The 22,737-nt window shown below is 73.1% G+C and carries 21 protein-coding genes, 1 tRNA gene and 1 pseudogene; 16 read left to right on the top strand and 7 right to left on the bottom strand.

All coding sequences use genetic code 11. The annotated features are described in order from the left end of the window. Positions 1 to 92: 92 nt before the first annotated feature. From rplU to ACQ95T_RS12755, 5 genes are all read left to right on the top strand, one after another. Complete coding sequence (rplU, locus tag ACQ95T_RS12775; RefSeq protein WP_425941814.1) at positions 93 to 407, top strand: 50S ribosomal protein L21; 315 nt, start codon at positions 93 to 95, stop codon at positions 405 to 407. 48 nt (positions 408 to 455) lie between these two features. Beyond that, positions 456 to 722, top strand: coding sequence for a 50S ribosomal protein L27 (gene rpmA, locus ACQ95T_RS12770; protein WP_425941147.1), 267 nt, complete (start codon positions 456 to 458; stop codon positions 720 to 722). A 179-nt stretch (positions 723 to 901) separates the two neighbouring features. Further along, the gene (obgE, locus tag ACQ95T_RS12765; protein ID WP_425941145.1) at positions 902 to 2,419 is read left to right on the top strand and encodes a GTPase ObgE; all 1,518 of its coding nucleotides are present in this window, start codon (positions 902 to 904) and stop codon (positions 2,417 to 2,419) included. A gap of 109 nt (positions 2,420 to 2,528) precedes the next feature. Then, positions 2,529 to 3,653, top strand: coding sequence for a glutamate 5-kinase (proB, locus tag ACQ95T_RS12760; RefSeq protein WP_425941144.1), 1,125 nt, complete (start codon positions 2,529 to 2,531; stop codon positions 3,651 to 3,653). Between the two features lie 130 nt (positions 3,654 to 3,783). Further along, entirely contained in the window at positions 3,784 to 5,067 is a 1,284-nt protein-coding gene (locus ACQ95T_RS12755) for a glutamate-5-semialdehyde dehydrogenase (protein WP_425941142.1), read from the top strand. Here the strand turns inward: ACQ95T_RS12755 and ACQ95T_RS12750 are convergent. Then, positions 5,055 to 6,101, bottom strand: coding sequence for a glycosyltransferase family 2 protein (locus ACQ95T_RS12750; protein ID WP_425941140.1), 1,047 nt, complete (start codon positions 6,099 to 6,101; stop codon positions 5,055 to 5,057). The genes ACQ95T_RS12755 and ACQ95T_RS12750 overlap by 13 nt on opposite strands. A 38-nt stretch (positions 6,102 to 6,139) precedes the next feature. Here ACQ95T_RS12750 and ACQ95T_RS12745 point away from each other — a divergent pair, with 38 nt between their 5' ends. From ACQ95T_RS12745 to ACQ95T_RS12715, 7 genes and pseudogenes are all read left to right on the top strand, one after another. Beyond that, positions 6,140 to 6,367, top strand: coding sequence for a hypothetical protein (locus ACQ95T_RS12745; RefSeq protein ID WP_425941138.1), 228 nt, complete (start codon positions 6,140 to 6,142; stop codon positions 6,365 to 6,367). 14 nt (positions 6,368 to 6,381) lie between these two features. Next, positions 6,382 to 6,953: pseudogene (gene nadD / locus ACQ95T_RS12740) on the top strand (nicotinate-nucleotide adenylyltransferase). Then, complete coding sequence (rsfS, locus tag ACQ95T_RS12735; protein WP_425941136.1) at positions 6,950 to 7,336, top strand: ribosome silencing factor; 387 nt, start codon at positions 6,950 to 6,952, stop codon at positions 7,334 to 7,336. The pseudogene nadD and the gene rsfS overlap by 4 nt, the downstream one beginning before the upstream one ends. Continuing rightward, positions 7,333 to 7,986 carry a histidine phosphatase family protein gene (locus tag ACQ95T_RS12730; protein ID WP_425941134.1) on the top strand — a complete coding sequence of 218 codons (654 nt, stop codon included), beginning with the start codon at positions 7,333 to 7,335 and terminating at the stop codon, positions 7,984 to 7,986. The genes rsfS and ACQ95T_RS12730 overlap by 4 nt, the downstream gene beginning before the upstream one ends. A gap of 186 nt (positions 7,987 to 8,172) precedes the next feature. Further along, positions 8,173 to 8,245: transfer RNA gene (locus ACQ95T_RS12725), tRNA-Ala, on the top strand. A gap of 91 nt (positions 8,246 to 8,336) precedes the next feature. Then, positions 8,337 to 9,215, top strand: a complete 879-nt coding sequence (locus ACQ95T_RS12720) for an MFS transporter (protein WP_431472982.1) — start codon at positions 8,337 to 8,339, stop codon at positions 9,213 to 9,215. Next, positions 9,116 to 9,598 (top strand): MFS transporter, encoded by a 483-nt coding sequence (locus ACQ95T_RS12715; protein WP_431472981.1) that lies wholly within the window; start codon positions 9,116 to 9,118, stop codon positions 9,596 to 9,598. Before ACQ95T_RS12720 ends, ACQ95T_RS12715 begins: the two co-directional genes overlap by 100 nt. On the opposite strand, the gene ACQ95T_RS12710 is transcribed toward ACQ95T_RS12715, so the two are convergent. Both ACQ95T_RS12710 and ACQ95T_RS12705 read right to left on the bottom strand, forming a co-directional pair. Further along, on the bottom strand, positions 9,516 to 10,088 hold the full coding sequence (locus tag ACQ95T_RS12710) for a type II toxin-antitoxin system PemK/MazF family toxin (protein WP_425941131.1): 573 nt from the start codon (positions 10,086 to 10,088) through the stop codon (positions 9,516 to 9,518). The two genes, ACQ95T_RS12715 and ACQ95T_RS12710, sit on opposite strands and share 83 nt — an antisense overlap. Next, the gene (locus ACQ95T_RS12705) at positions 10,085 to 10,849 is read right to left on the bottom strand and encodes an IclR family transcriptional regulator (RefSeq protein ID WP_425941129.1); all 765 of its coding nucleotides are present in this window, start codon (positions 10,847 to 10,849) and stop codon (positions 10,085 to 10,087) included. Before ACQ95T_RS12705 ends, ACQ95T_RS12710 begins: the two co-directional genes overlap by 4 nt. 166 nt (positions 10,850 to 11,015) lie before the next feature. On the opposite strand from ACQ95T_RS12705, the gene ACQ95T_RS12700 reads away from it, so the two are divergent. Beyond that, positions 11,016 to 12,824 carry an L-lactate permease gene (locus tag ACQ95T_RS12700; protein WP_425941127.1) on the top strand — a complete coding sequence of 603 codons (1,809 nt, stop codon included), beginning with the start codon at positions 11,016 to 11,018 and terminating at the stop codon, positions 12,822 to 12,824. Between the two features lie 206 nt (positions 12,825 to 13,030). Here the strand turns inward: ACQ95T_RS12700 and ACQ95T_RS12695 are convergent, their stop codons facing one another. The 4 genes from ACQ95T_RS12695 to aceB form a co-directional block, all read right to left on the bottom strand. Next, positions 13,031 to 14,416, bottom strand: coding sequence for a (Fe-S)-binding protein (locus ACQ95T_RS12695; RefSeq protein ID WP_425941810.1), 1,386 nt, complete (start codon positions 14,414 to 14,416; stop codon positions 13,031 to 13,033). Between the two features lie 107 nt (positions 14,417 to 14,523). Next, entirely contained in the window at positions 14,524 to 15,816 is a 1,293-nt protein-coding gene (locus tag ACQ95T_RS12690) for an FAD-binding oxidoreductase (protein WP_425941125.1), read from the bottom strand. Continuing rightward, entirely contained in the window at positions 15,816 to 17,381 is a 1,566-nt protein-coding gene (locus ACQ95T_RS12685; RefSeq protein WP_425941123.1) for an FAD-linked oxidase C-terminal domain-containing protein, read from the bottom strand. Before ACQ95T_RS12685 ends, ACQ95T_RS12690 begins: the two co-directional genes overlap by 1 nt. A gap of 74 nt (positions 17,382 to 17,455) precedes the next feature. Beyond that, the gene (aceB, locus tag ACQ95T_RS12680) at positions 17,456 to 19,081 is read right to left on the bottom strand and encodes a malate synthase A (RefSeq protein ID WP_425941121.1); all 1,626 of its coding nucleotides are present in this window, start codon (positions 19,079 to 19,081) and stop codon (positions 17,456 to 17,458) included. Between the two features lie 177 nt (positions 19,082 to 19,258). On the opposite strand from aceB, the gene ACQ95T_RS12675 reads away from it, so the two are divergent. From ACQ95T_RS12675 to trmB, 3 genes are all read left to right on the top strand, one after another. Further along, positions 19,259 to 19,687, top strand: coding sequence for a GNAT family N-acetyltransferase (locus ACQ95T_RS12675; RefSeq protein ID WP_425941120.1), 429 nt, complete (start codon positions 19,259 to 19,261; stop codon positions 19,685 to 19,687). Between the two features lie 128 nt (positions 19,688 to 19,815). Continuing rightward, positions 19,816 to 21,684 (top strand): translation elongation factor 4, encoded by a 1,869-nt coding sequence (gene lepA / locus ACQ95T_RS12670; protein ID WP_425941118.1) that lies wholly within the window; start codon positions 19,816 to 19,818, stop codon positions 21,682 to 21,684. Then, the gene (gene trmB / locus ACQ95T_RS12665) at positions 21,681 to 22,460 is read left to right on the top strand and encodes a tRNA (guanosine(46)-N7)-methyltransferase TrmB (RefSeq protein WP_425941117.1); all 780 of its coding nucleotides are present in this window, start codon (positions 21,681 to 21,683) and stop codon (positions 22,458 to 22,460) included. The genes lepA and trmB overlap by 4 nt, the downstream gene beginning before the upstream one ends. The last annotated feature ends 277 nt before the right edge of the window (positions 22,461 to 22,737 follow it).

Below are 22,737 nucleotides of genomic sequence, written 5' to 3'. Positions count from 1 at the left end.
GGGCGGGTCTGGTAGTCGTCGCTCCGGCGGCGGCTCGGCCCGCACCGCCGGGTGCTGCATACCCCTCCACGACTGCAGGAAGTGAGTTGAACGTGTACGCGATCGTCCGTGCTGGCGGCCGCCAGGAGAAGGTCTCCGTCGGCGACGTCCTGACCATCGACAAGGTCAAGGGCAGTGTCAACGCCGGGGACAGCGTGGAGTTCGCTCCCGTGCTGCTCGTCGACGGGTCCACCGTGACCACCGACGCCGACACCCTGGGCCGGGCCGTGGTCCGCGCCGAGGTCATGGAGGCCGTCAAGGGCCCCAAGATCATCATCCAGAAGTACAAGAACAAGACCGGGTACAAGAAGCGTCAGGGCCACCGCCAGCCGCTCACCAAGGTCAAGATCACCGCGATCGACGCCTGAGGCGCCGGCGCACCACCGCCCACCCCGTCCTTTCCCAGGAGACTTCAGATGGCACACAAGAAGGGCGCGTCCTCGTCCCGCAACGGTCGGGACTCGAACGCGCAGCGTCTCGGCGTGAAGCGTTTCGGCGGCCAGGTCGTCGGCACGGGTGAGATCATCGTCCGCCAGCGCGGCACCCACTTCCACCCCGGCGAGGGCGTCGGGCGCGGTAGCGACGACACCCTGTTCGCGCTGGTCCCCGGCGTCGTCGAGTTCGGCTCCAAGCGGGGCCGCAAGACCGTCAACATCGTCGCGCGGGAGACCGCCGACGTCTGATCGCGCGCGTCGCGACACCTGACGACACGACGCCGGTGGGGCCCTGCGCCCCGCCGGCGTCGTTCGGCATTCCCGACCCGGTCGCCCTGGTCCGGTCGCCACGACGCCCTGCCCCCCACGGGCGGGCGTCCCGCCCGTTCGTCCACCCCAAACGTCCCCCTGCTGAGAGGATCGGCCCCATGGCCAACTTCGTCGACCGAGTCGTGCTCCACCTGCGGGCGGGGAGCGGCGGGCACGGCGTCGCCTCCGTCCACCGGGAGAAGTTCAAGCCGCTCGGCGGTCCGGACGGGGGCAACGGCGGCCGGGGCGGGGACATCGTCCTGCGCGTCGACCCCTCCGTGACCACGCTCATCGACTACCACCACGGACCGCACCGCAGCGCGCCCAACGGGCGCCCCGGCGAGGGGGACGAGCGCAACGGCGCCCAGGGCGAGGACCTCGTGCTCGCCGTCCCCAGCGGAACCGTGGTCACCACGCGCTCCGGCGAGGTGCTGGCGGACCTGGTCGGCGACGGGGCCGAGCACGTGGCCGCCCGTGGGGGCCGTGGCGGGCTGGGGAACAAGGCCCTGGCGTCCGCCCGCCGCAAGGCTCCTGGGTTCGCCCTGCTCGGCGAGCCGGGCGAGGAGGTCGAGGTCGTCCTGGAGCTGAAGACCCTCGCCGACGTCGCGCTCATCGGCTTTCCCTCGGCCGGCAAGTCCTCCCTGGTCAGCGTGCTCTCGGCGGCCAGGCCCAAGATCGCCGACTACCCCTTCACCACGCTCGTGCCCAACCTGGGGGTGGTCACCGCCGGCGGGGAGCGGTTCACCGTCGCCGACGTCCCCGGTCTGATCCCGGGCGCCAGCGAGGGCAAGGGCCTGGGCCTGCAGTTCCTGCGCCACGTCGAGCGATGCCACGTGCTGGTCCACGTGATCGACTGCGCCACCCTGGAGCCGGGTCGTGACCCGATGACGGACCTGGAGGTCATCGAGCAGGAGCTGGCCGCCTACGTCCCCCACGGGCAGCTGGGCGGGATCCCGCTCGCCGAGCGCGTCCGGGTCGTGGTGCTGAACAAGGCCGACGTACCCGAGGCTCGCGAGCTCGCCGAGATGGTGCGGCCCGACCTGGAGGCCCAGGGGTACGAGGTGCACGTGGTCTCGGCTGTGGCGCACACCGGCCTGAAGGAGCTGACCTTCTCCCTGGCGGGCCACGTGCGCTCGGCGCGGGCCGAGCAGCTCGTCGAGCAGCCCGCCCGGGTCGTGGTGCGGCCCCGGGCCGTGGACGACTCCGGCTTCACGGTGCGGCGGGAGAACACCGCCGACGGCGAGGTCTTCCGGGTGCTCGGCGACCGGCCGACCCGGTGGGTGCGCCAGACCGACTTCACCAACGACGAGGCCGTCGGCTACCTCGCCGACCGGCTCAACCGGCTCGGTGTCGAGGACGAGCTGCTCAAGGCCGGTGCCGTCGCGGGCTCGACCGTGCTCGTCGGACCCGAGGAGGACGCGGTGGTCTTCGACTGGGAGCCCACCGTCAGCGCGGGGGCCGAGCTGCTCGGGTCGCGCGGCAGCGACCTGCGTCTCGAGGACCGCGCCCGTCCCACCCGTTCGCAGAAGCGGGGTGCCTTCCACGAGAAGATGGACGCCGCGGCTGCCGCCCGCGAGCAGCTGGCCGCGGAGCGCCGGGCGGGGAAGTGGACCGGGGACGACCAGCCGCCGACGTGAGCGCACCGGCCGGGCGACCCGACGGGTACCATCCGACCGGCCACCGTCCGGCGGTCCGGCCCTCTCCCGCGATGCATGACTATGCGTCTGAGTGGATTAGTATTCTGACATGACTCCGTCGGTCGACCGCAGCGTCATCCGCGACGCCCGCCGGCTCGTGGTCAAGATCGGCTCGTCCTCGCTCACCGGACCCGCGGGCGGGCTGGACGGGTTCCGGCTCCAGGCGCTCTCCACCGCGCTGGCCCGCCAGGCCCTCTCGGGGGTCCAGGTCGTGCTCGTGTCCTCGGGAGCCATCGCGGCGGGCATGGAACCGCTGGGGCTGGTCCGACGCCCCAAGGACCTGGCCACCCAGCAGGCGGCGGCCAGCGCCGGCCAGGGACAGCTGATGGCCGCCTACACCAACGCCTTCACCCTCCACGGGGTCCGCGTCGGGCAGGTCCTGCTGACCGCCGACGACATGCACCGACGCAGCCACTACGTCAACGCATCCCGCACCCTGGAGCGGCTTCTGGAGCTGGAGGTGGTGCCGATCATCAACGAGAACGACACCGTGGCCACCGACGAGATCCGGTTCGGCGACAACGACCGGCTCGCGGCGCTCGTGGCCCACCTCGTCGACGCCGACGCCCTGCTGCTCCTCTCCGACGTCGACGCCCTCTACGACGCGAACCCCTCGCACCCGGGCTCGAGCCCGATCAGGACCGTCGTCTCCGCGGACCAGATCGCCGCCGTCGACATCTCCGGAGCAGGGTCCGCCGTGGGGACCGGTGGCATGGCCACCAAGGTCGCGGCCGCCCGGATGGCGACGGAGGAGGGCATCAACGTGCTGCTCACCAGCGCCGACAAGGTCACGGCGGCCCTGGCCGGTGACGAGGTCGGCACCCTGTTCACCCCCACGGGGAGCAAGAGCCCGGCCCGTCGACGGTGGCTGGCGCACGCCAGCAGCGCGACCGGGCGGCTGGTCCTGGACGACGGTGCCGTCGACGCGGTCGTGTCCCACCGCACCTCGCTCCTGCCCGTGGGGATCACCCGGGTCGAGGGCCGCTTCAGCGCCGGCGACACCGTCGACCTGTGCGACCCACGCGGTCAGGTCGTGGCCCGCGGGCTGGTCGGTTACGACGCCGAGGAGCTGGGGCCGCTGGTCGGGCAGCGGCTGCCGCGCGGGCCGCGGCTGCGCAACGGCGCCCCGGCACCCCGTCCGGTCGTCCGCCGGGACGACCTCGTCGTCCTCTGAGCCGGGGGCACCACATCCACGAGCACGAGGCGCCGCGGCCCACCGGGCCGCGCACGGCATACCCGCAGCACGTCGTCAGGCCAAGACCCGAACACCGACCACCGAGCACCGACACACAGGAGCAACGCGCATGAGCACCCCCATCGCCCCCGAGGTCGTCGACCAGGTCCACGAGGTGGCCCGTCGGGCACGCCTCGCCGCCCGTCGGCTCGCCCAGCTGACCCGGGCGCAGAAGGACGCGGCGCTGCTCGCCCTGGCCGACGCCGTGGACGGGGCCGCCGAGCAGGTGGTCGCCGCCAACGTCGAGGACCTCGACCGGGGTCGCGACAAGGGTCTGCCGGAGAACCTCCTGGACCGTCTCACCATGGACGCCGGGCGGGTCCGGTCCGTGGCCGACGCGCTGCGGCAGATCGCCTCTCTGCCCGACCCGGTCGGGGAGGTGGTCCGGGGCTCCACCCTGGCGAACGGGCTGCAGATCCGGCAGGTCCGGGTCCCGATGGGCGTCATCGGGATGATCTACGAGGCCCGTCCCAACGTGACCGTCGACGCCGCCGGACTGGCCCTCAAGAGCGGCAACGCGGTGATCCTGCGCGGAGGGTCCGCAGCGGCCTCCACGAACGCCGCGCTCGTGGACGTCCTCCGGGCCGCGCTGGCGGACCAGGGGCTGGACCCGGACGCGGTCAACCTGCTGTCCGAAGGTGGGCACGACGCCGCCCGGGCCCTGATGACCGCGCGCGGGCTCGTCGACCTGGTGATCCCGCGCGGCGGGGCGAGCCTCATCCGGACGGTGGTGACCGAGTCCACGGTCCCCGTCATCGAGACGGGGGTGGGCAACTGCCACGTCTACGTCGACGCCTCCGCGGACACCGACATGGCCGTGCGCATCGTCACCAACTCCAAGACCCACCGGACCTCGGTCTGCAACGCGGCCGAGGCGCTGCTGGTCCACCGGGCCGCCGCCGACCGGGTGCTGCCCGCGGTCATGGCCGGGCTCGCCGCCGCCGGGGTGACCGTCCACGGGGACGAGGAGATGAGGCCCTACGCCGAGGCCGCCGGGGCGACCTGGACCCCTGTCACCCCCGAGGACGACGACACCGAGTTCCTGTCGCTGGACATCTCCGCCCGGGTGGTGGACGACCTCGACGCGGCGATCACCCACGTGCAGGACCACACCAGCGGGCACACCGAGGCGATCGTCACCGCCGACCGGGCCTCCGCCCGACGCTTCACCGCCGAGGTCGACGCCGCCGCGGTGCTCGTCAACGCCTCGACCCGCTTCACCGACGGTGGCGAGTTCGGCTTCGGCGCCGAGATCGGCATCTCCACCCAGAAGCTGCACGCCCGGGGCCCGATGGCCCTGCCCGAGCTGACGACGACCAAGTGGGTCGTCGAGGGCGACGGTCAGGTGCGCTGAGAGGAGGAGCGCGGCGCCTCGTCCGAGGTGTCGGTCAGGGAGTCGTGGGCCACGTAGTACGTGGGCCGGCGCTGCAGCGTGGCGTAGATGCGGCCCACGTACTCGCCCATGACCCCCAGGCTCAGCAGCTGCAGCGCGCTGAAGCCGGCGACGATGACGACGGTGGAGGTCCACCCGGCCACGGTGTGGCCGCCCAGCTTGGCGACCAGGGCGTAGCCGAGGAGCCCGAGGGCCACGAGGAACCCGACCAGCCCGAACCAGGTGGCCAGCCGCAGCGGGGCGGCGGAGAAGCCGGTGACCGAGTCGACGGTGAGCCGCAGCATCCGCGCGAGCGGGTACTTGCTCGTCCCGGCCGCCCGCTCCGCACGGACGTAGCCGACCGTCGTGGAGGGGAAGCCCAGGGCGGGCACGACCAGGCGCAGCACGCGGTGGTCCTCGGGCAGCGCGTTCACCGCGTCGACGGTGGCCCGCGACATCAACCGGTAGTCACCGGCGTCGTCGGGGGCGTCCACGGCGCCGAGCGTGCGCATGAGCGCGTAGAAGCCGCGGGCCGTGGAGCGCTTGAAGACCGAGTCCGAGGAGCGGTCGCTGCGAACCCCGTAGACCACGTCCACGTCCTGGGAACGGGCGGCCCCCAGCATGTCGACGACCAACTCCGGAGGGTCCTGCAGGTCCGCGTCCAGGGTGACCACCCACGCGCCCCGCGCGGCGACCAGCCCGGCGGACAGGGCCGCCTGGTGCCCCGCGTTGGCCCGCAGGCGCAGCACCCGCAGCTGGGGCCAGGTGCGCCGCGCGGCCTGCAGCAGCACGGGCGTGGCGTCCCGGCTCCCGTCGTCCACGGCCACGACCTCGTAGTGCTCGCCCAGTCCGTCCAGCACCTCCCGCACCCGCTCGACGAACAGCGGCAGCACCTCGGCCTCGTTGAACATCGGCACGACGACGGACAGCGTGGGGGTGACGTCCCGGGCGTCGGTGGCGGGCGCAGCCGCCCCCGGGGTCGCTCCCGGACGACGCGGACTCGGCGGTACGGACATGGCTCCACTGTAGGTGGCCTGCAGGTACAGTGGCCCCCATGACGTCTGCGCCTTCCCAGCTGCTGGCCGCCTCCGCGGAGGAGGGTGGCCACCACGTGGTCAACGAGCTGCTCTTCGAGCCCATCTGGTTCGGGGTCATCGCCCTCGTGGCGTTCCTGGCGCTGCTGGGCCTGCTGTGGTCCTTCCGCAACACCCTCGCGCTCGACCCGCACAACGTCGCCGAGGGCCACGACCCGGACAGCGCGCGCGGCTCCAGCGCGCACTGATGCGCCTGGGGGTGATGGGTGGGACGTTCGACCCCATCCACCACGGGCACCTGGTCGCCGCCAGCGAGGCGGCGCACCTGCTCGACCTGGACGAGGTGGTCTTCGTCCCGACGGGACAGCCCTACCGCAAGGAGGCGGCGGAGGTCAGCGCCCCGGAGCACCGCTACCTCATGACGGTCGTCGCCACCGCCTCCAACCCCCGGTTCACGGTCAGCCGGGTCGACGTCGAGCGTCCCGGTCCCACCTACACCCGGGACACGCTGCGCGACCGCGCCGGCTGCGCCCCGACGACGAGCTCTTCTTCATCACCGGCGCGGACGCGCTGGGACAGATCCTGTCCTGGAAGGGCGTCGAGGAGCTGTGGGAGCTGGCCCACTTCGTGGGGGTCACCCGACCCGGCCACGACCTCAGCGACAGCGGGCTGCCTCAGGACAAGGTGACCCTGCTGGAGGTCCCGGCCATGGCCATCTCCTCGACCGACTGCCGGGAGCGCACCGCGGCCGGGGACCCCGTCTGGTACCTCGTGCCCGACGGCATCGTGCAGTACATCCACAAGTACGGCCTGTACCAGGAGGAGACCACGTGAGCGCCACCCCCAGTGCCACCCCCCGGGCGGTCGAGCTGGCCCAGGCCGCGGCCGCCGCGGCCCAGGACAAGCTCGCCCGCGACGTCGTCGGCCTGGACGTCTCCGGCCAGCTCGCGCTGACGGACGTCTTCGTCATCGCCTCCGCCCCCAGCGAGCGGCAGGTCGGGGCGGTGGTCGACGCCGTCGAGGAGCGCCTGCAGGAGCTGGGCGCCAAGCCGCTGCGCCGGGAGGGGCAGAGGGAGGGCCGGTGGGTGCTCCTGGACTTCGGCGACATCGTCGTGCACGTCATGCACAGCGAGGACCGGGAGTTCTACGACCTCGAGCGGCTGTGGAAGGACTGCCCGGCCGTGGTCCTGCCGCCCGCCCCGGCCGCGGAGGCGTGAGCGCCCGCAGCTCCCGACGCGTGCTGGTCTGGCGCCACGGGGAGACCGACCACAACGCGAGCGGCATCTACCAGGGCCAGCTCGACAGCCACCTGTCCGAACGCGGTCGTCGGCAGGCCGCCGCCGCGGCCGCGCGCCTGGCCGAGCGTCCGGTCGCCCGGCTGATCGCCAGCGACCTGGTCCGCGCGGCGGACACCGCCGACGAGCTCGCCGCCCTCACAGGGCTGACCGTCGAGCACGACGAGCGTCTGCGCGAGATCCACGTGGGTCGCTGGCAGGGGCTGGCGCACACCGAGGTGGTCGACCGCTTCCCCCAGGTCCTGGCAGCGCTCGACCGGGGGGAGGACCCGGTGCGGGGAGAGACCGGTGAGCGGGTGGTCGACGTGCAGGTGCGGGTGCGGGCCGTCTTCGACGAGCTGCTGCCCCGGCTGGGGCCGGGGGAGACCGCGGTCCTGGCCACGCACGGGATGGCCAGCCGGGCCCTGGTCGCCGACGTGGTGGGGCTGTCGGCACGCCAGGCCTGGCTCTCCCTCGTCGGTCTGCACAACTGCCACTGGGCCGAGCTCGTCGAGCACCGGACCGGCTGGCGGCTGGAGGCCTGGAACGTGGGGGTCGCAGGACCGGGAGCGGCTTCGGTCTCCGACCGCTAGTGCCGCAGGCGCGCGGCGAGGAGCAGCGGCACGCGACCGGGCACGTTCCCGACGCATCAGCGAGGGAGTGACGGTCGCACCCCCCACCCTCCACCCCCCTCGGCAGGGCAGGGGCGGGCCCGACCAGCGATTTGGGAAATGCTCACGCGCCTGGGTATTGTGTTCCAGTCCTCAACGGGGCCCTTCGGGGCTGTGGCGCAGTTGGTAGCGCACCTCCATGGCATGGAGGGGGTCAGGGGTTCGAATCCCCTCAGCTCCACCGTCGAGAAGAAGGCCGTCTCCCACCAGGGAGGCGGCCTTCTCCCGTCGCGGCGCCGGCCGACGACGGACCGGTCGGAAGGGGAGGACGCGTGGGCCGCACGCCCGGGGGTGAGCCCTTCCGCCTGCGCGACGTCGCGCTGGCCGCCTTCTTGCCGACCATCGTCAGCGGCACCGGTCACGCGGCCCTGCTGCCGGTGCTGGCGCTGTTCGCCCGCGACCTGGGGGCCGACGTGGGTCAGGCGGCCCTCGTCGTGGCCCTGCTGGGGGTGGGAAGCCTGGTCGCCTCGCTGCCGGCCGGCGCCCTCGTGGCCCGGGTCGGGGAGCGGCGGGCGCTGGTCGGGGCCGGGGTGGTGGACGCGGCGGCCATGGCGCTCGCGGCCGGGGCGACGTCCGTACCCGTGCTCATGGCGGCCGTGGTGCTCAGCGGGGCCAGCTGGTCGGTCTTCCTCCTGGCCCGGCAGGGCTTCCTCATCGCGGTCTCCCCCGCGCACCTGCTGGCCCGGGCCATGTCGACGCTGGGGGGCAGCCACCGCGTGGGGGCCTTCCTGGGGCCGGTCGCCGGGGCGGCGCTGCTGGCCTCCACCGGGTCGCTGCGCTCGGTCTTCTGGCTGGCCGCCGTCCTGGCCCTGCTCTCCGGGCTGGTGGTGCTCCTCGTGCCCGACCTGCAGGCCCGGTCGGGTGCCCGTCCGGGCAGCGGCGGCCTTGCGACCCGGGCGGACGCGCCGCAGGGGGACGGGACCGGTCGCGCCGCTGCCCGCCCCCGCGTCCTCGCCGTCCTGACCGCCCACCGGCACGTGTTGCTGACACTGGGCAGCGCGGTCGTCGTCATCGGGGCCGCCCGGTCCCTGCGGGCCACCGTCCTGCCGCTGTGGGCCGACCACGTCGGGATTCCGCCGAGGCCACCTCGCTGGTCTTCGGGGTCGCGGCCCTGGTCGAGATCGCCCTGTTCTACCCCGCCGGCTGGCTGATGGACCGCCGTGGCCGCACCCTCGTGGCGGTGCCGGTGGTGGCCACCATCGGCCTGGGGGTCGCGCTGCTGCCGCTGGCTGCAGGGCTCCCGGTCTTCGTGGGCCTGGCCGTCCTCATGGCGCTCGGCAACGGGATGGGGTCGGGCATCGTCATGACCCTCGGTGCCGACTCCGCGCCCTCCGCAGGACGCTCGCAGTTCCTCGGCGGGTGGCGTCTGGCCGGCGACCTCGGCAGCGCGGGAGGACCGCTCGTGGTCGCCGTCCTGGCCAGCGTGGTCCCCCTCGCCACGGCCTGCGTGATCACGGGCGTGGCGGTGGTGGCGGGCTCGGGGTGGGTCCGTCACTGGGTGGCCCGGGCGGAGGCCCGGCGGTCGGCCCGCTGACCCCGAGGCCGGGAAGGTGCCGGGCGGCCTCGTCCAGGACCCGGGCGAAGACGTCGCGGTCGACCGACGCCCCGGTGCGCCGCACCGCCGTCGAGGGCAGGCGCAGCAGCCGGTTGACGCGCACCTCGCTGGGGCGCCGGTAGCGGTCCCAGGCGCCGGTGCCGATGTCGGTCCACAGCCGCCCCTCGGCCGCCTCCTGCTCTTCGTCCAGGTCGTGGTCACGGCTGGTCAGCTGCAGTGCGAGCAGCGCGTCACCGTCCCGCCCCAGGACGAGCACCGGTCGGTCCTTGCCCCGCTGCGCGTCCTCCTCGAAGGGTACCCACGCCCAGACGACCTCGCCGGGGTCGGCCCGGTCGTCCTCGACCGGGGCCCACCCGATCCGGGGCCCGTCGGCGTCGAGCGGGGGACCGTCGGCGTCGTCCGGGGGAGCGCCGGTACCGTCCTGGGGACCGGCGGCCGGCTCGGGGGACCCGGCGCCGCGACCCGTCACGTCCCGCGGGCCCGGGCGGCCAGGTCCCGGGCGACCCGGGCCAGGTCGGTGACCACCGCGCGCGCGACCTCGGGGGTCATCCGCTCGGTGGGCCCGCTGACGGACAGGGCCATCCGCCCCCCGTGCAGGTCCACGGGCACCGCCACGCAGCGCACCCCGAGCTCCTGCTCCTCGTCGTCCACGGCATACCCCTGCACCCGCACGCGTCCGACCTCCCGCCGCAGAGCCTCCATCGAGGTGAGGGTATGGGGCGTGCGCGCCTCCAGGGTCGCCGTCGCCAGGACGCGGTCCGCCTCCTCGGGCGCCAGCGCCGCGAGGACCACCTTGCCGACGGCCGTGGAGTGGACCGGCACGCGCCGGCCGACCTCGGCGAAGATGCGCAGCGTGTGGGGGGAGGGGGACTGGGCCAGGTAGACCATCCGCTCGCCGTCGAAGGCCGCGAGGTTGGCCGTCTCCCCGGTCGCCTCGACCGCTGCGCGCAGGGCCGGGGCGGCCAGCGTGGAGAGCTCGCGGGAGGCCGCGTCCCCGAGGAGGAGGGCGCTGGGTCCCAGGCCGTAGCGCCGGTCCGGGTCCTGGCGCACCCACCCGCGGCGGGCCAGTGCGGTGAGGAGCCGGTGGGCGGTGCCGGCCGGCAGGTCCGTGGCCCTGGCGACCTCGGTGACGCCGAGCGTGCCGGGGTGGGCGGCCATGGTCTCGAGGATGGCCAGGGTGCGGTCCACCGACTGCACGCCGCGGCCGCGTCCGACCTCCTCCAGCGTCATGGAGCCACCCTAGCGGCGACACCCGGGCGGGAGCCTTGACGCACGGGCGGGGGAGCGGCATAGTGCGTTCCGGAAATGGTCAGTCCATTCTGTGCGGCGGTGCGGCTCCAGACCCGGTCCCCCTCGCGCGGGGTGGTCGGACGTCACCGTCCCGAAAGGTGTCGACGTGGACAACCTCGCAGTCCTCAGCCTCCTGGCGATCGCCCCCATCGCGGTCGTCGGCGTGCTGCTCGCCGGCTTCCGCTGGCCCGCCAAGTACGCCATGCCCGTCGGCTACGTCATCACGGTCATCATCGCGATGACCGTCTGGCAGATGCGGCCCTCGGCCGTGGCCGCCGCCACCATCGAGGGCGTGATCATCGCGGTCACCCTCCTCTACATCGTCTTCGGCGCGCTCCTGCTGCTCGCCACGGTGATCTCGAGCGGGGCGATGAGCACCATCCGGGCGGGGTTCACCTCGATCTCCCCGGACCGCCGCGTCCAGGCGATCATCATCGGCTGGCTGTTCGGGTCCTTCATCGAGGGCGCCTCCGGGTTCGGCACCCCTGCGGCGGTCGTCGCACCGCTGTTGCTGGCCCTCGGCTTCCCGGCCATGGCGGCGGTCATGGTCGGTCTCATCATCCAGTCCACGCCGGTGTCGTTCGGTGCGGTCGGGACCCCGATGATCGTCGGGGTCGGCAACGGCCTGCGCGACGGCGCCGGCGTCAACGAGCGGGCCACCGAGCTGGGTCTGGGCTACGACGGCCTGGTCGCCGAGATCGCCTTCCAGACCGCGGCCATCCACGCCATCGCCGGTCTGCTCATCCCGCTGCTCATCGTGGTCTTCCTCACCGGCTTCTTCGGCGAGCGACGCAGCTTCGCCGAGGGCCTGCGGATCTGGCCGTTCGCGCTCTACGCCTCCCTGGCGATGACCGTCCCCTATGTGCTCGTGGCCCGGTTCATCGGCCCCGAGTTCCCCTCGCTCATCGGTGGTCTCATCGGTCTCTCGCTGGTGATGTTCACCTCCAGCCGCGGCTTCCTGATGCCCAAGGACACCTGGGACTTCGGTCCCCGCGCGTCCTGGGAGGAGCGGTGGATGGGGTCCCTGGACACCGACCACCTCGGCGAGGAGCTGGACACCCACAAGCGGATGGGCGTCGTCACCGCCTGGATGCCCTACGTCATCATCGCCGTCCTGCTCCTGGCGACCCGCCTCATCCCGCCGCTGACCGACGCGCTGCGCGCCGAGGCGCCGTGGGTCACCATCCCGTTCAACAACATCCTGGGCACCGAGATCAGCACCACGTGGCAGTGGCTCTACAGCCCGGGCACCGTGTTCATCGTCACCTGCCTGATCACCTACGGCCTGCACAAGATGAACGGGCGCCAGATCGGGGCGACGTGGTCGGTCGCGGCCAAGCAGCTGCTGGGCACCGCGGTCGCGCTGGGCTTCGCGGTCCCGCTGGTGCGGCTGCTCATCCGCTCCGGCCCCGACTTCACCAACTCCGACCTGGCCTCGATGCCGGTGACCCTCGCCGAGGGCGCTGCGGCCGTGGCTGGCGCGAACTGGCCGCTGGTCGCCCCGTGGATCGGTGCCCTGGGAGCCTTCGTCGCCGGGTCCAACACGGTCAGCAACCTGACCTTCGCGCTCTTCCAGTTCGCGACCGGCAACGAGATCGGTGTGGCTCCTGAGAGCGTCGTGGCGGCCCAGGCCGTCGGCGGGGCCGCCGGCAACCCGATCGCCATCCACAACATCGTCGCGGCGTCGGCGACGGTCGGCCTGCTGGGTCGTGAGGGCGACCTGATCCGCAAGACCGTGATCATCACGGCGTACTACTGCCTGGTCGGTGGTGCGGTCAGCTTCCTGTGGATCTACGGCATCGGCTTCAACCCCGGGCTGGTCCAGCTGATCCTGCTGGTGGCCCTGCTCGCCGGGCTCGTGGTGTGGATGCTGAACCGCGACAAGAAGATCCCGCAGGTGCAGACGCCGCGCTGACGTCGCTCCCGCGGCCCCTGGACGACGCCGCCCCGCCCGCACAGACCGGGCGGGGCGGCGTCCCGCTCCCGGAGGGGGGACGTGCGACGGCGGGGGCGTCGTCCCCCGGCGGCAGCGCATCGCGCCTTCGGCGCTCGGGGTGGCGTCCTTGCTCGGGCGCCGGCGTTCTCCGGTGCTCGGGCTGTCGTCCCTCGCCGCGTCGCGGGTCAGAGCAGCGGCTCGCCCCGGATCGAGGCGTCCAGCACCACCGCGGTGTGCACGAAGGGCACGGGGCGCCCGGCCCGCTCCAGCGCCTGGCTGATCTGCATCAGACAGCCAGGGTTGGCGGTCACCAGCAGGTCGGCGCCCGTGGACAGGATGTTGGCGGCCTTGCGGTCCCCGAGCTCGGCCGCGGGCTCGGGGTTGAGGATGTTGTAGACACCGGCCGAGCCGCAGCAGATCTCCGCGTCGGGGATCTCGACCAGACGTACGCCCGGGATGCCGCGCAGGAGGTCCCGCGGCTGACGGACGACCTGCTGGGCGTGCCGCAGGTGGCAGGCGTCGTGGTAGGCGATGACGACCTCGCGGGTCTCGCCGGCGTCTGCGTCCTCGCCAGCGTCCGCGTCCTCCGGGCCGCCGGCCGGTCCCACCGGGTGCCGCGGGGCGACGGGTCCCAGCTCGGCAAGGATCTCGGAGAGGTCGCGCACCTTCTGGCTGAACACGCGGGCCCGTTCGGCGTAGTCGGGGTCGTCGGAGAGCAGGTGGACGTATTCCTTCATCGTCGAGCCGCAGCCGGCGGAGTTGACGACGACGCTGTCGACCCCGGCCTCCTCGAAGGTGTCGATGAGGCGCCGGGCGAACGCGGCGCCCTCCTCCTCGCGGCCGGTGTGCACCGACAGCGCGCCGCAGCACCCCTGACGGCGGGGGGCGACGACGTCGCACCCCTCGGCCGCCAGCACCCGCGCGGTGGCGGTGTTGACGTCGCCGAAGAACTCGCGCTGGACGCAGCCGGTGAGCATGCCCACGACGGCGCGTCGCGGCCCCACGGCGGGGGTGCGCTCAGGCACCTCCACCCGCGGACCCAGGGGTGGCGCCAGCGACTGCATGACCTCCAGCTCGGGGCTGACCCGGCCCACGAGGCCCGTCCGGCCGACCAGGCGCAGGGCACCGGTCCGCTGGGCCAGCCGCAGAGGACCGCGCAGCACCCGCAGGCGTCGTGGGTGCGGGAACAGCCCGAAGATGAGGGAACGCAGGGCACGGTCCCGGGCGGGGCGCTCGACGCGGCGCTCGATCTGCGCCCGGGTCGTCTCCAGGATGCGGTCGTAGCGCACGCCCGAGGGGCAGGCGGTCACGCACGCCATGCACCCCAGGCAGGCGTCGAGGTGGGCCACGGTCGAACCGGTCAGCGGGGCGCCCTCCCGGGCAGACCGCACCAGGTCGATGCGGCCCCGGGGGCTGTCCATCTCCTCGCCCCAGAGCTGGTACGTCGGGCAGGTCGTCAGGCAGAAGCCGCAGTGCACGCAGTCGTCGAGCAGCTCGATGCTGGGGGTGCGGTGGTCGTCGAAGGCCGGGTCCGCCACGACCCGCGAGGCGTCGCCGCGCACCGTCGGCATCCCCAGGCGGGTGACGTCCTGGGCGGAGGGCACCCGGGCGGGCTGGGTCGTGGTCGGCAGGCTCGTGAGGGCCGGGGACATGGTGGGGCGAGGGCGTGGGCGGTCCATCACAGTCCTCCGACGAAGCGTCCGGGTGCGAGCACCCGGGTGGGATCGAACTCGTTCTTGACGCGGCGCATCAGGTCCAGACCGGGCACGGGCCCCCAGCTGTCCACGTCCGCCTTCACGGCGGGTGGCGCATCGAGGACGACCGTGGACCCGCCGAGCCGTCCGCTGGTGGCCCGCAGGGCGTCCACCGACGTCCGCGCCTCCTCGGGCGCGCGGTCCCCGGGCAGGAGCGCGTGGAGCACACCGACCCCGGCCGACCCGGTCACGGTCATCCCCTGGTCGAGGGCGGAGGACACCAGCTCGCCCACCCCCGAGATGCGGGACGTGGTGCGGACCAGGACCGGCCGACCCTCCTCCGGGTCCACGGGGTGCGCCCACCAGCCGGGAGCCTGCTCGGTGGCCCGGACGGCGGCACGGTGCTGCGGCAGGAGGGGGGCCAGCGTCTCCACGAGCCGGGAGGCCCGGGCCTGGACCCCACCCGTCGTACCGCCCAGCAGGACCGCGACCTCGGGGGCCTGGCCCGGGACGGCGCGCACCTCGAGCGCCTGGGGCACGGTCTGGGAGTGCACGGCGGCGCCCAGCACGCTGGCCAGGGCCTCCGGGGGAACCACCATCTGGACCCAGCGCTGGGCCTCGGGAAGCGGGTGAAGCCGTACGGTCACCTCGGTGACGACGGCCAGGGTGCCGAACGACCCGGTGAGGAGCTTGGACAGGTCGTAGCCGGCGACGTTCTTGACCACCTTGCCACCGGCCTTGGCGACCGTGCCGTCCGCACGCACGAACCGCACGCCGATGACCAGGTCGCGCACCGACCCGGTCCACATCCGGCGCGGGCCGCACAGGTTGGTCGCGACCGCCCCGCCCAGCGTGGACCCGGTACGCCCGCCATCGGCGTCCGGGGCGTCCGCGGTCCGGGCGGCCGCGGTGCCGACGAGGTCGTCCAGGACCAGCTGGTGCCCGCCCTGGGCGAGCCACCGTCCCAGGCGGTCGAGGGGCATGCCGGCCCCCGCCGTGGCGATGAGGTCACCGCGCGAGTGCTCGACCAGGCCGTCCATCGCCGTCGTCTCCAGGAGGACGTCGAGCCGTTCGGGCGGGCGTCCCCAGGACAGCTTGGTCCCGTGCCCGCGCACGACCACCGCCAGCCCGCCGGCGTGGCAGGCCCGCAGCAGGGCCGAGGTCTCCTGCGTCGACCCCGGGGTGGCCACGACCCGGGCGGGCGACCCGTCCACGTGGTCCTGCGGCCCGGCCTCGCGGAGCGGGCAGGTTCCGGCGAGCATCTCGGACAGGTCCATCAGAAGATCTCCACGCCGTCCCCGGCGAGGGCGTGCGCACCCTGGACCACCCGGGGACGCTCACCGCACAACCGGGGCGTGGGGTAGATCTTGCCGGGGTTGGCGATGCCGTCGGGGTCGAAGGCGCAGCGGACCAGCTGCATGGTGTCCAGGTCCTCCTCGGTGAACATGCGTGGCATGTAGCGTGCCTTGTCGGCCCCCACGCCGTGCTCGCCGGTGATCGATCCCCCGTGCTGGATGCACAGGTCCAGGATCATCCCCGAGACCTCCTCCGCGCGTTCGGTGGCCCCCTCCTCGGCAGCGTCGAAGAGGACGAGCGGGTGCAGGTTGCCGTCGCCGGCGTGGAAGACGTTGGCCACGCGCACCCCGCGCTCGGCGCTGATCCGCGACATCTCCCGCAGCACCTCCGGCAGGGCGGTCCGCGGGACCACCCCGTCCTGGACGATGTAGTCGGGGGAGATGCGGCCCACCGCGGCGAAGGCCGACTTGCGGCCCTTCCAGATCTCGGCGCGCTCGAACGCGTCGGTGGCCGTGCGGAACTCGAAGCAGCCCTGATCGGCGCAGATCCGCTCCACGTGGTCGAACTCGTGCTCGACCTCCTCGGCGGCGCCGTCCAGCTCGACCACGAGCACCGCACCGGCCCCGGCCGGGTATCCGCAGGAGACGGCCTTCTCGGCGGCCTCGATCGCCAGGGCGTCCATGATCTCGATCGCGGCGGGCACGATGCCGGCGGCGATGATCGCGCTCGTGGCGGCCCCCGCCTGGTCGATGGTCGCGAACCCGGCGAGCACGGTGCGGACCTCCTCCGGCAACCGGGTCAGGCGCACGACGGCCCGGGTGGCCACCCCGAGGGTGCCCTCGGACCCGACGAAGGCGCCCACGAGGTCGTACCCCGGTGCGTCGGGGGCGTCGGTGCCCAGCCGGACCTCGTCCCCGGAGGGGGTGACCAGGTCGAGCGCCAGCACGTGGTTGGCGGTGAAGCCGTACTTGAGGCAGTGCGCGCCGCCGGAGTTCTCGGCCACGTTGCCGCCGATCGAACAGATCTGCTGGCTGCTGGGGTCGGGTGCGAAGTAGTAGCCCAGCGGGTTGGCCGCCTTGCTCACCTGCAGGTTGATCACCCCGGGGTCGACGACCGCCCGCTGGTCCTGCGGCCGCAGCTCGTGCAGGGTCCGCAACCGGCTGGTGACGAGCAGGACGCCGTCGACGTGGGGCAGCGCACCTCCCGACAGTCCGGTCCCCGACCCTCGCGCCACGAACGGCACCCGGTGGCGCGCGCATGCCCGGACCGTGGCCGCCACGTGCTCGGCGGTGTCGGCCAGCACGACGAGCGCGGGCGTCACCCGGTAGGCGGCCAGCCCGTCGCAGGCGTAGGTCTCCAGCTCGGCGGGGTCGGTGAGCAGCAGGGGGGCGGGTATGGCGTCGCGCAGCTCGACGAGCACGTCCCGCACCGTCCCCGTCCGGTCGGAGCCGGGCCGGTCCGTGGCGGCGCCCCGGGGGCCCGCGCCCGCCCGGGCGAGAACGTCCTCCTCGGCGGCTGGTCCCCGCACCTCGGGCTCGAGCGCCATACCTCGACCTCCTCGTCGTCGATGGAACCCACCCTAGGCCGCCGCGGCCGGATCGTCCCGGCCGGGGCGCGCCCTCAGGGCATCGTCTCGTAGGCCGGCACGGTGAGGAAGTCGGCGAAGTCGTCGGCCACCGCGACCTGCAGGAAGAGGTCCTGCGCCTCGGTGTAGTCCACGCTGCCGTCCGTGGCGCCCGGCAGGGTGGGCACGACCTCGGCCACCAGCCGCTCGACCAGTTCGCGGGTGACCGTCTCCCCGGTATCGGCGAGGGTGATGTCGTTGTGGATCCACTGCCAGATCTGGCTGCGGGAGATCTCGGCCGTGGCCGCGTCCTCCATGAGGTTGTGGATGCCGACCGCGCCGCGCCCGGTGAGCCAGACCGCGAGGTACTGCAGGGCCACGTCGATGTTGGCGCGCAGCCCGGCCTCGGTCACCTCACCCGGGGTGCTGGCGACGTCGAGCAGCTGGGCGGCGGTGACCTGCACGTCCTCACGGGTACGGTCGACCTGGTGGGGCCGGTCGCCCAGGACGGCGTCGAAGACCTCCATGCAGGTGCCGACCATGCCCGGGTGGGCGACCCAGGATCCGTCGAAGCCGTCCTCGGCCTCGCGCTGCTTGTCGGTGCGGACCTTCTCGAAGGCGGCGGCGTTGACCTTCTCGTCCTTGGAGGGGATGAAGGCGGCCATGCCGCCGATCGCGTGCGCGCCGCGCCGGTGGCAGGTGCGCACGAGCAGGTCGGTGTAGGCGCGCATCATCGGGGCGGTCATCGTCACCGCGTTGCGGTCGGGCAGGACGTAGTCCTCGCCCCGGGTGCGGTAGGTCTTGATGACGCTGAACAGGTAGTCCCAGCGGCCGGCGTTGAGCCCGGCCGAGTGCTCGCGCAGCTCGTAGAGGATCTCCTCCATCTGGAAGGCCGCCGGCAGCGTCTCGATGAGGCAGGTGGCCCGCACGGTGCCGCGGGGGATGCCGAGGTGCTCCTGGGCGATGACGAAGGCGTCGTTCCACAGCCGGGCCTCGAGGTGGTGCTCCATCTTCGGCAGGTAGAAGTAGGGGCCCTTGCCGGCGTCCAGCTGCGGCTTCGCGCAGGCGGCCATGTAGAGCGCCATGTCCACCAGTCCGCCGGAGGCGCGCTGTCCGTCGACCAGCACGTGCTTCTCGTCCAGGTGCCAGCCGCGGGGGCGCACCACGATCGTCGGCAGCTGCTCCTGGTCGGTGGTGCTCAGCGCGTACTCCTTGCCCTCGGGGGAGGTGAAGGAGATCGTGCCCAGGGCGGCGTCGCGCAGGTTGAGCGGGCCCTCGACGACGTTCTCCCACATGGGGGTGTTCGCGTCCTCCTGGTCGGCCAGCCACACCCGCGCGCCGGAGTTCATCGCGTTGATGGTCATCTTGCGGTCGGTCGGACCCGTCATCTCGACCCGGCGGTCGACCAGCCCCGGGGCGTGCTCGGCCACCCGCCACGACTCGTCCTCGCGCACGTCCCGGGTCTCGGGCAGGAAGTCCAGGTCCTGACCGTCGGCGACCGCCTGCACGACCGTGCGGCGGGCCGCCAGCCGTTCCTGCCGGCGCGGCTCGAGCTCGCGGTGCAGGGTCGCGACCAGCTCCAGGGCCGGCCGGGACAAGATCTCCTCGTAGCCGGGCCGCAGCGCGCCCGTCACCTCCACACCCTCGGGCAGGTCCAGCACGGGCGTCGTCGCGTCGGTCATCCGGTTCCTCCTGGTATTCCGCATCATGGAATGAAGCGTCCGTCGTGTGGAACGTCAGTCTAGCGGCGCGACCCTCCACGGGCCACCGTCCCGAGCACCGGCAGGATGTGGTCCGCGTCACCCGGCCCGGTGCGGACCCACCGGGCCGACGCTGCGGCGGTCGCCTACAGTGACGGCGTGGGCTCGCACGAGATCGTCATCACCACCGAGGAGCTGCCGGGCCGTGAGGACCTGGTCGCGCTCTACGACGCGGTGGGCTGGTCGCGGTACACCTCGGACCCCGACCTGCTGGAGGCTGCCGTGCGGGGCTCCACCCGCGTGGTGGTCGCCCGCTACGGGGAGGACCTGCTGGGGCTGGCCCGCGTGGTCTCCGACGGGGCCACGATCGCCTACCTGCAGGACGTGCTGGTGCGCCCCGAGCTCCAGCGGGAGGGGGTCGGCAGGGCCCTCGTGGACGCGGCGATGGAGCCCTTCGCCCACTGCCGCCAGAAGGTCCTGCTCACCGACGACGACCCAGCCCAGAAGGCCTTCTACGAGTCCCTGGGCTGGGTCGAGGTCCGCGAGCACGGGGACGGTCACCTGAGGGCCTTCGTCCAGATCGCCTGACGATCTGACGGCTCTGGCCCGTCCGGCGGGACCCGCACGCCGGGCCGACGGTTCCGCCCCCGGCCCCGGTCCGTGGGACACTGGCCGGACCGCCCGCCCCCACTCCATACCCGAGGTTGAGACCCAGCGTGTCCCCGCTCGCCCGCAGCAAGACCGACTCCGTGCCGCAGCCGGCGTCCACCCCGCCGGAGCTCATCCGCAACTTCTGCATCATCGCCCACATCGACCACGGCAAGTCGACCCTCGCGGACCGGATGCTCCAGGAGACCGGAGTCGTGGACCAGCGGCAGATGCGCGCGCAGTACCTGGACCGGATGGACATCGAGCGCGAGCGCGGCATCACCATCAAGTCGCAGGCGGTCCGGATGCCGTGGTCGGTCGACGGCGGGAACCACATCCTCAACATGATCGACACCCCCGGGCACGTGGACTTCACCTACGAGGTCAGCCGCAGCCTGGCGGCGTGCGAGGGGGCGGTGCTGCTCGTCGACGCGGCCCAGGGGATCGAGGCGCAGACCTTGGCCAACCTCTACCTGGCCATGGAGAACGACCTGACGGTCATCCCGGTGCTGAACAAGATCGACCTGCCGGCGGCGCAGCCGGAGAAGTACGCCGAGGAGCTCGCCGGGCTCATCGGCTGCGACCCCGCCGAGGTGCTGCAGGTCTCGGGCAAGACCGGGGTGGGGGTGGCGGACCTGCTCGACCGGATCGTGGAGCTGGTCCCGCACCCGGTCGGTGACGCCGACGCCCCCGCACGCGCCATGATCTTCGACTCGGTCTACGACACCTACCGGGGCGTGGTCACCTACGTGCGGGTGATCGACGGCGGGCTCACCCCGCGCGAGAAGATCGCGATGATGTCGACCAAGGCGACCCACGAGCTGCTCGAGATCGGCGTCATCAGCCCCGAGCCGGTGCCCTCCCAGGGACTGGGTGTGGGGGAGGTCGGCTACCTCATCACCGGGGTCAAGGACGTGCGGCAGTCCAAGGTCGGGGACACCGTCACCGGTGCCGGACGGATGGCGGCGACGGCGCTCGGTGGCTACCACGACCCGCGCCCGATGGTCTTCTCCGGGCTCTACCCGATCGACGGGTCGGACTACCCGCTGCTGCGGGACGCGCTGGACAAGCTCAAGCTCAACGACGCCGCGCTCGTCTACGAGCCGGAGACCTCCGCCGCACTGGGTTTCGGCTTCCGGGTCGGCTTCCTGGGGATGCTGCACCTGGAGATCGTGCGGGAGCGGCTGGAGCGCGAGTCCGGCCTGGACCTGATCTCGACCCTGCCCAACGTGGAGTACGAGGTGCGCCTCGACGACGGCACCGTCGTGGAGGTCACCAACCCCAGCGAGTTCCCCTCCGGGCGGGTCGCCTCCATCACCGAGCCGATCGTGCGCTCCACCATCCTGGCGCCGAGCGAGTTCATCGGCGCGATCATGGAGCTCTGCCAGACCCGACGGGGCACCCTGCGGGGCATGGACTACCTCTCCCCGGAGCGGGTGGAGATGCGCTACACCCTCCCGCTGGCCGAGATCGTCTTCGACTTCTTCGACGCGCTGAAGTCACGCACCAGGGGTTACGCCTCCTTCGACTACGAGCCCGACGGCTCTCAGGAGGCTGACCTGGTCAAGGTGGACATCCTCCTGCAGGGCGACACGGTCGACGCCTTCAGCGCGATCGTGCACCGGGACAAGGCCTACGCCTACGGCGTGCAGATGTCGACCAAGCTCAAGGAGCTCATCCCGCGCCAGCAGTTCGAGGTGCCGATCCAGGCGGCGATCGGTGCCCGGGTCATCGCGCGGGAGACCATCCGAGCCATCCGCAAGGACGTCCTGGCCAAGTGCTACGGCGGTGACATCAGCCGCAAGCGCAAGCTGCTGGAGAAGCAGAAGGAGGGCAAGAAGCGGATGAAGATGGTGGGGTCCGTCGAGGTGCCCCAGGAGGCCTTCATCGCCGCGCTCTCCCAGGACGGCGGGGCGGTCGAGAAGGCCAAGAAGTGACCGGGGAGGAGGGCGCGATCTCCCTGCGGGGCCACTACGCGCTGGGCCACCCGGTGATCGGTCCCCGTCCCCTGGCACGGACCCGATCCTTCACCCGTCGGGGCGGGCGGATGCCGCACACCCACCAGCGCGCCTGGGACCGGCTCGCGGACCAGGTCGTCCTGCAGGTCCCCCTGGCAGCGGGTGACACCTCCACGGTCGTGGACCCGGGCTACCGCCTCGACCCGGAGCAGGTCTTCGGCCGTCGCGCCCCGCTCGTGGTCGAGGTCGGCTCGGGGGCAGGGGACGCCCTGGTGGCGGGGGCCGCCGCCCGTCCCGACCACAACTTCCTCGCGCTGGAGGTATGGCGTCCGGGCACCGGTCACGCGCTCGCCAAGATGGCCGCCGTCAACGACGGGCAGGCCCTGCCCAACGTCCGCGTCGTCGAGGCGGACGCGGCGCTGGCGCTGCGGACCATGCTGGAGCCCGGCACCGTCGAGGAGGTGTGGACCTTCTTCCCCGACCCCTGGCCCAAGGCCCGCCACCACAAGCGCCGGCTGGTCGACCCCGACTTCTCCGACGCGGTGGCAGACCTGCTGCGCCCGGGCGGCCGGTGGCGCCTGGCCACCGACTGGGACGACTACGCCAAGGTGATGCGGGATGTCGTCGGGGCCGAGCCGCGGCTCCGGCTGGAGTCGACCGCCCGGTTCCCCCTTCGGCCGGTCACCCGGTTCGAGCGCCGCGGCACCGAGGCCGGGCGGCGGATCACCGACCTGGCCTACGTGCGGCTCGACTGACCGGCGCCCCTCCGCGGTCAGGTCCTGTCCGCCCGGGCGACGTGACATCGCCCGGGTCCGCGTGACGACTCAGGCATCCTCCGGCACCGCGCGGACGACTCCTGCATCCTCCTTCGCCGCGCGGACGACTCGCGCATCCTCCGGCACAGCGCCGTCCGTCTGCACGAACGAGTGCACGGCCTGTTCGGCTGATCCCCTCGATCGGGCCGAACGGTGCGTGCAGTCGTTCCCCGGTCCCGCCGCCCGGCCGGTCCCGCCGCCCGGCCTGTGGACGACC

It is taken from the genome of Ornithinimicrobium carbonis (assembly GCF_050703245.1).
Classification (GTDB): Bacteria; Actinomycetota; Actinomycetes; order Actinomycetales; family Dermatophilaceae; genus Ornithinicoccus.
The sequence above is the reverse complement of the archived record's forward strand: the minus strand, read 5'-3'. Positions and strand labels throughout refer to the sequence as shown.